Here is a 5,920-nt window from a genome sequence, read left to right as displayed (position 1 = left end):
GGACAGGCTCGACAGATCGCGGCTGTCGCGCCCGTCGACATGCGCCGACAGCGCGCGCAGCGGCGCGAACATGCGCCGCACCACATAACCGAGCACCAGCACCAGCACCGGCACGAACACGATCAGCGGCGCGGTGGTGGCGAGCGCGCTGCTTTCGGCCACGTCGTTGCGGCCGGCCGTCTGCTGGCCCACGGCTACGCGCGCGCCGCCCGCCAGCGTGCGCACCACGATCCGCCAATCCACGCCGGCCACCGTCACGTCCTGCACGCCGTCCGGCAGCGAGGCCGGCAGCGCGAGCGGGCCGCCGCCCGCGTCGAGGCGCTGCACGATCAGTTCGGGCTTGTCGTGCACGGCCGTCACGTGGCCGCCGATCGTGCCGTCGCGCTGCATAGCGTCGAGCGTGCCGGGGCTCAGCATCGCGGCCACCTGCTCGAGCTGCCAATCCTGCAACTCGTTCGCCTCGTGGAACGAGGCGCAGAACGACGCCACGCCCGCGATCACCGCCGCGAGCAGCACCATCGCGGACAACCATGCCGACAGCCGGAATTGCAGCGAATGTCTCATTGCGTCTTCGACACCATCCAGCCGACCCCGCGCACGTTGCGGATCGTCTCGCTGCCGAGCTTGCGGCGCAGCGAATAGATCAGGAATTCAACGGCGTTGCTTTCGACTTCCTCGTTCCAGCCGTAGATGCGATCTTCGAGCTCGGTGCGCGAGAGGATCGCGCCGGGCCGTTGCAGCAGCGCGTGGAGCAGCGCGAATTCGCGGCTCGACAGCCGCACGCAGCGCTCGCCGGCGCGCGCCTCGTGGGTGGACGGATCGAGCGACACCACGCCGTTGTCGAGCACCGGCGCGGGCGTGCCGCCGCCGCGCCGCACCGCCGCGCGGATCCGCGCCAGCAATTCGGTGATTTCGAACGGTTTGAGGACGTAATCGTCGGCGCCGTTGTCGAGGCCGCGAATGCGATCCTCCAGCGCGTCGCGCGCCGTGACCATCACCACCGGCACCGGGTTGTTGGCCGCGCGGATCGCCGACAGCACGTGGAAGCCGTCCTGCTTCGGCAGCCCGAGGTCGAGCAGCACCAGTTCATAGTGCTGGGTGCGCACCGAGGCGATCGCGCTCTCGCCGTCGCGCACCCAGTCCACCGCATAGCTGGCGTCGCGCAGCGCGCCCGCCATTTCGTCGCCGATCATCTCGTCGTCCTCGACCAGTAACACTCTCATCGGCACGTTCCCCGTTCTGTCGCCTGCATTGCCTTGCCCGCCCGCCGGCGCAATTCGCGACCGGATTCGGGCCTACACGCGCGAATTTACCGCAATTTCTACCGCTTCCTCGCGCCGATAAGATCAGGCCCTGTTTTTCATCTAAGTTTCGGCCAGCAAGCTCCCTGAGTCCGGCGCGCCCGATACCGAGCGGCGCCCCGCACCCACCGCTGCTGCCTCCATCCATGAACGCGATTTTTTCGAATCTGAAAAAGGCCCATATGCGGCCGACCGCGACGCGTATCGCGGTCTACCGCCTGTTCCACGAATCGCCGAACGCCCATTTCACCGCCGATCAGGTGTTTCGCCGTCTCGCCGACCAGGACGAGCCGTACAACCTGTCGAGCATCTACCGTGCGCTCGGTTCGCTGCAGGAAGCCTCGCTGATTCTCGGTTCGTCGCTGGGCATGTCGAAGGTCGTCTACGAACTGAACCGCGGCGATCCGCATATCCACCTGGTCTGCACGCGCTGCGACGCGATTCAGGACATTCAGGATCCGGCGTTCGAGGCGCAGCAGGCGCGCATCGCCGAAGAACACGATTTCAGCTACCTGAGCTACAACCACGTGGTATTTGGCATTTGCGGCGCCTGCATGCGCCGTCTGAAAGGCAAGCACTGACCCTCGCCGCCGCCCGGCCCGCCAGGCCGCCGATGCGCTGACGCGCCGGCGGCCTGGCGTCGTTTACGGCCCGCGCCGTCACGTTCCCTCCCCATTTTTTCGATTGCACGAAAGTTGACCTTGGCGGCGCTACGGGCTAACCCGAATGCAAAAAAGTATCGGTTCGCGGTCTTATTTTCGGTGGTGGCCGCGCGCCGTCGCGGCTATTTTTCATCCATCGCCCGGCCGCTCGACGCGCCGCGCGAAAACGGACAGGAGACGAGGCGGTGCCGGCAGACACGACGATGAAGGCGATCCGGGTTGACGATGCGCACGATGGCGCGCCGGGCGAGCGCGCGCAGCCCGATCTCGAACTGGTGGCCGTGCCGCGCGACGAATCGTTCAAGGTGTGGTCGCACGGCTATCCGTATCGCACGGTGCGCTGGCACTTCCATCCCGAATACGAGATCCACCTGATCACGGCCACCAGCGGCAAGTATTTCGTCGGCGACCACATCGGCGATTTCACGCCCGGCAACCTCGTGATGACCGGCTCGAACCTGCCGCACAACTGGGTCAGCCACGTGCCGCGCGAGGAGCGCGTGGACGAGCGCTGCCTCGTGCTGCAGTTCGGCGCGGAATTCGTCGAGCGCGTGATCGCGGCCTTTCCGGAATTCCGCCGCGTCGAGGCGCTGCTCGACGCCGCCCGCTGGGGCCTGCTGTTCACGCCCGACACGGGCGCGGCGGCCGAGCCTATCCTGCGCGAGATGCTCGGCGCGCAGGGCATGCGCCGCATCGTGCTGTTCGTTTCGCTGTTCGAACTGCTGGTGCGCAGCCCCGAGCCGGCGCGGCTCGCGAGCACGGCCTATTCCACGGATCCGGCGCGCTACGGCGAATCGCGCATCAACCACGTGCTCGCGCACATCGGCAAGAACCTCTCGCAGGAACTGCGCGAAACCGAGCTGGCCGCGCTGTCGGGCCAGAGCGCGAGCGCGTTCTCGCGCTACTTTCGCCGCCACACCGGCGTGCCGTTCGTGCAGTACGTGAACCGCCTGCGCATCAACCTCGCCTGCCAGTTGCTGATGTCGGACGAACTGAGCATCACCGACATCTGCTATCAGGTCGGCTTCAACAACCTGTCGAACTTCAACCGGCAATTCCTGATGATCAAGGCGATGTCGCCGTCGCGCTGGCGCGCCTATCAGCAGCTCAACGCGGACAGCGCAAGCGCGGCGACGGCCACGGCGCCGGCCGCGGAGGGCGCGGCGCTCGTCTAGCGTGTCGTTCGCGATCGGCGAAACGCGCCAGCCTTATCGATTCGCAGTACAGAGCAATATCCGGACGCAGTACCCGAACGCCCCAAACGGCCCACTCGAAGCCGCCCATTTTCAACGATACGGAGACACCCGATGAACCCGACGCTTTCCCGCACGCTGCGCGCCGCCGCGCTGAGCCTGGCCATCGCCGCCGCCCCGGCCTTCGCCGCGCCGTCCGGCACGGTGGCGTTCCTGATGCCCGACCAGGCCTCGACGCGCTACGAGCAGCACGATTTCCCCGGTTTCAAGGCCGAGATGCAGAAGCGCTGCCCAGCCTGCCAGGTGCTGTATCAGAACGCGAACGCCGACGTGGCGCTTCAGCAGCAGCAGTTCAATTCGGCGATCGCGCAGGGCGCGAAGGTGATCGTGATCGACCCGGTCGATTCCACCGCCGCCGCCTCGCTGGTGCACATGGCGCAGGCGCAGGGCGTGAAGGTGATCGCCTACGACCGGCCGATCCCGGCCACGCCGGCCGACTACTACGTGTCGTTCGACAACGAGGCGATCGGCAAATCGATCGCGCAATCGCTGGTGCAGCACCTGAAGGCGAGCGGCGTGCCGGCCGGCAAGGGCGGCGTGCTCGAGGTGAACGGCTCGCCCACCGATGCGGCGGCCGGGCTGATCCGCAACGGCATCCACGCGGGCCTGCAAGGCAGCGGTTACGCCACGCTCGCCGAATTCGACACGCCCGAATGGGCGCCGCCGAAAGCGCAGCAGTGGGTGAGCGGGCAGATCACGCGCTTCGGCAAGCAGATCGTGGGCGTGGTGGCGGCCAACGACGGCACGGCGGGCGGCGCGATCGCCGCGTTCAAGGCGGCCGGCGTGACGCCGCTGCCTGCCGTGACCGGCAACGACGCGACCAACGCCGCGCTGCAGCTGATCATCGCGGGCGACCAGTACAACACCATCCTGAAGCCGAGCGAGATCGTCGCGGCGGCCGCGGCGAAGGCGGCCGCGGGCTTTCTGTCGGGCCAGCCGCCGAAGGGCGAGACGACGCTCTACAAGACGCCGACGCAACTGTTCACGCCGGCCGTCATCACCGCGCAGAACCTGAAGGCCGACGTGATCGCGAAGGGCTTCGCGAGCGCGAAGGAACTGTGCACCGGCCGCTACGCGCAGGGCTGCAAGACGCTCGGCATCGCGAACTGATCACGCCGCCGCGGCCCCGCCTTGCCGGCCGGGCCGCGCGGCAATTCACAGGCCTCTCCGTCATGACCCAAGACTCCACGCCGCGCGCCCCGCGCGGCGAACCCGTGCTGAGCCTGCGCGGCATCTCCAAGCGCTTCGGCGCGGTGTCGGCGCTGACCGACATCGAACTCGACGTCCACGCGGGCGAAGTGGTCGCGCTGGTCGGCGACAACGGCGCCGGCAAATCGACGCTCGTGAAGATCCTCGCCGGCGTCCATCAACCGACCTCGGGCACCATCACGTTCGGCGGCAAGCCGGTCGAGCTGTCCGATCCGGGCACCGCGCTCGATCTCGGCATCGCCACGGTGTTCCAGGATCTCGCGCTCTGCGAGAACCTCGACGTGGTCGCCAACATCTTCCTCGGGCGCGAGCTGAGCCCGCTGCGCCTCGACGAGGTGCAAATGGAAGTGCGTGCCTGGACGCTGCTCAACGAGCTGTCGGCGCGCATTCCGAGCGTGCGCGACGTGGTGGCGTCGCTGTCGGGCGGCCAGCGCCAGACGGTGGCGATCGCCCGCTCGCTGCTGCTCGATCCGAAGCTGATCATGCTCGACGAGCCGACCGCCGCGCTCGGCGTGGCGCAGACAGCCGAAGTGCTGAACCTGATCGAGCGCGTGCGCGACCGCGGCCACGCCGTGATCATGATCAGCCACAACATGGAAGACGTGCGCGCCGTGGCCGACCGCATCGTGGTGCTGCGCCTGGGCCGCAACAACGGCGTGTTCTATCCCGATTCGTCGAACGCCTCGCTGGTGGCCGCCATCACCGGCGCCACCGAGAACGCCGTGTCGCGCCGCGCCGGCCGCCGCACCGCCGGCCAGGACGCCGCGCACCGCCAAGGAAACGATCATGCGCAATGACCCGCAACACGCTCCGCATCCGGCGCCGGGGCCGGCCTCCGGCCCCGCTTCCGGCCCGCTCCTCGACCGCGCCGACGTGCGCGTCAAGCACGCCGCCGGCGTGGGCGACACGCTCGCCGCGTTCGCGCAGCGCGTGCGCGCCGGCGACCTCGGCTCGCTGCCGGTGGTGGCCGGCCTCGTCATCATCTGGACGGTGTTCGCCAGCCTGAACCCGGTGTTCCTGTCGGCCAACAACCTCGTCAACCTGCTGTTCGACTGCTCGACGGTGGGCGTGATCTCGCTCGGCATCGTCTGCGTGCTGATGGTCGGGCAGATCGATCTGTCGGTCGGCTCGATCAGCGGCTTCGCCTCGGCGCTGGTCGGCACGCTGTGGATCAACGCGGGCTGGCCGGTGCCGCTCGCGATCGTCGCGGCGATCGCGGCCGGCGCGGTGTTCGGCCTGTGCTACGCCCTGCTGTTCAACCGGCTCGGCATGCCGAGCTTCGTCACGACGCTGGCCGGCCTGCTCGCGATCCTCGGCATGCAGCTCTACGTGCTGGGCCCGCCCGGCTCGATCAACCTGCCCTACGATTCGGCGCTGGTGGATCTCGGCCAGCTGCGCGTGCTGCCCGCGCCGGTGTCGCACCTGCTCGCGCTGCTGCCGGGCGCGGCGATGCTGCTGCTCGGGCTGCGCACCCACGCGCGCCGCCGCGCCGCCC

General features: G+C 68.6%; 5 protein-coding genes and 2 pseudogenes. 5 read left to right on the top strand and 2 right to left on the bottom strand.

The window, feature by feature from the left end; all coding sequences use genetic code 11:
* Both G3N92_RS29595 and G3N92_RS29590 read right to left on the bottom strand, forming a co-directional pair.
* Nucleotides 1–564, bottom strand: a pseudogene (locus G3N92_RS29595) (two-component sensor histidine kinase); the annotation flags it as partial.
* Nucleotides 561–1,223 carry a response regulator transcription factor gene (locus G3N92_RS29590; RefSeq protein ID WP_206131117.1) on the bottom strand — a complete coding sequence of 221 codons (663 nt, stop codon included), beginning with the start codon at nt 1,221–1,223 and terminating at the stop codon, nt 561–563. The pseudogene G3N92_RS29595 and the gene G3N92_RS29590, both read right to left, overlap by 4 nt.
* Before the next feature lie 260 nt (nt 1,224–1,483).
* Here G3N92_RS29590 and G3N92_RS29585 point away from each other — a divergent pair, with 260 nt between their 5' ends.
* The 5 genes and pseudogenes from G3N92_RS29585 to G3N92_RS29565 all read left to right on the top strand — a co-directional run.
* The gene (locus G3N92_RS29585; protein WP_241015098.1) at nt 1,484–1,882 is read left to right on the top strand and encodes a transcriptional repressor; all 399 of its coding nucleotides are present in this window, start codon (nt 1,484–1,486) and stop codon (nt 1,880–1,882) included.
* A gap of 284 nt (nt 1,883–2,166) precedes the next feature.
* Nucleotides 2,167–3,138: an AraC family transcriptional regulator gene (locus tag G3N92_RS29580; RefSeq protein ID WP_206131118.1), complete on the top strand. Its 972-nt coding sequence runs from the start codon at nt 2,167–2,169 to the stop codon at nt 3,136–3,138.
* A 132-nt stretch (nt 3,139–3,270) separates the two neighbouring features.
* Nucleotides 3,271–4,326 (top strand): sugar ABC transporter substrate-binding protein, encoded by a 1,056-nt coding sequence (locus G3N92_RS29575; RefSeq protein ID WP_206131115.1) that lies wholly within the window; start codon nt 3,271–3,273, stop codon nt 4,324–4,326.
* 62 nt (nt 4,327–4,388) lie between these two features.
* The gene (locus G3N92_RS29570) at nt 4,389–5,222 is read left to right on the top strand and encodes an ATP-binding cassette domain-containing protein (protein ID WP_206131114.1); all 834 of its coding nucleotides are present in this window, start codon (nt 4,389–4,391) and stop codon (nt 5,220–5,222) included.
* Nucleotides 5,212–5,920, top strand: a pseudogene (locus G3N92_RS29565) (sugar ABC transporter permease); the annotation flags it as partial. The gene G3N92_RS29570 and the pseudogene G3N92_RS29565, both read left to right, overlap by 11 nt.

This window comes from Burkholderia sp. Ac-20379 (assembly GCF_017104645.1).
Classification (GTDB): domain Bacteria; phylum Pseudomonadota; class Gammaproteobacteria; order Burkholderiales; family Burkholderiaceae; genus Burkholderia.
Note: the sequence above shows the minus strand (reverse complement) of the source record. Positions and strands in the feature narration are given on the sequence as shown.

Bases quoted from the DNA above. Each gene is read 5' to 3' on its own strand.
- G3N92_RS29570 (WP_206131114.1), top strand. From the start codon at position 4,389: ATGACCCAAGACTCCACGCCGCGCGCCCCGCGCGGCGAACCCGTGCTG.
- G3N92_RS29575 (WP_206131115.1), top strand. From the start codon at position 3,271: ATGAACCCGACGCTTTCCCGCACGCTGCGCGCCGCCGCGCTGAGCCTG.
- G3N92_RS29585 (WP_241015098.1), top strand. From the start codon at position 1,484: ATGCGGCCGACCGCGACGCGTATCGCGGTCTACCGCCTGTTCCACGAA.
- G3N92_RS29590 (WP_206131117.1), bottom strand. From the start codon at position 1,223: ATGAGAGTGTTACTGGTCGAGGACGACGAGATGATCGGCGACGAAATG.
- G3N92_RS29580 (WP_206131118.1), top strand. From the start codon at position 2,167: ATGAAGGCGATCCGGGTTGACGATGCGCACGATGGCGCGCCGGGCGAG.